Raw genomic sequence first — 436 nt, 5'->3', positions numbered from 1 at the left:
GAGGCAGAACTTGCAGGGGTGCATGAGAGGTATTCTCTAATTGATTGGTAATCGTTTCCCAGGCCTTATCTTGATTCGTTTGCATTTGAAGGCTTTGCCGCTCCCATTCATCCAGCCAGGTAAAATATTGCTCCTGATTGATCGGGTTCATTAACCATTGCCCGATCTGCTGCTTCTGATGAACCGTAGCCTGGCCGTTGAGATACGTAAAAAAAACGGATTTAGTAATGATAGTTTCCATGGTATGCAATTGAGTCGGATCGAAGGTTAAAAGGCGTTAAAAAGTATCGTTAAAACCAGTAGTCCTGCTTTTTTCATGTGCTGACGAACCTGTTGTAAAGCTCTAGCTACGTATACTTCAACCGTTTTAACGGATAATCCTAGTTCAGAAGCGACAAGAGCCTGCTTTTTGCCTTCGATTCGGCAGGCAATAAAA

Annotated in this window: 1 protein-coding gene and 1 pseudogene; both read right to left on the bottom strand. The window is 43.1% G+C overall.

From position 1 onward, the window contains the following. Positions 1-241 (bottom strand): annotated as a pseudogene (locus tag BWI97_RS26955) (hypothetical protein); the annotation flags it as partial. Positions 242-267: 26 nt separating this feature from the next. Continuing rightward, positions 268-432 carry a sigma factor-like helix-turn-helix DNA-binding protein gene (locus BWI97_RS29445; RefSeq protein ID WP_369826688.1) on the bottom strand — a complete coding sequence of 55 codons (165 nt, stop codon included), beginning with the start codon at positions 430-432 and terminating at the stop codon, positions 268-270. Positions 433-436: the final 4 nt, after the last annotated feature.

Source organism: Siphonobacter sp. BAB-5405 (assembly GCF_002872335.1).
Lineage (GTDB): Bacteria > Bacteroidota > Bacteroidia > Cytophagales > Spirosomataceae > Siphonobacter.
The sequence above is the reverse complement of the archived record's forward strand: the minus strand, read 5'-3'. Positions and strand labels throughout refer to the sequence as shown.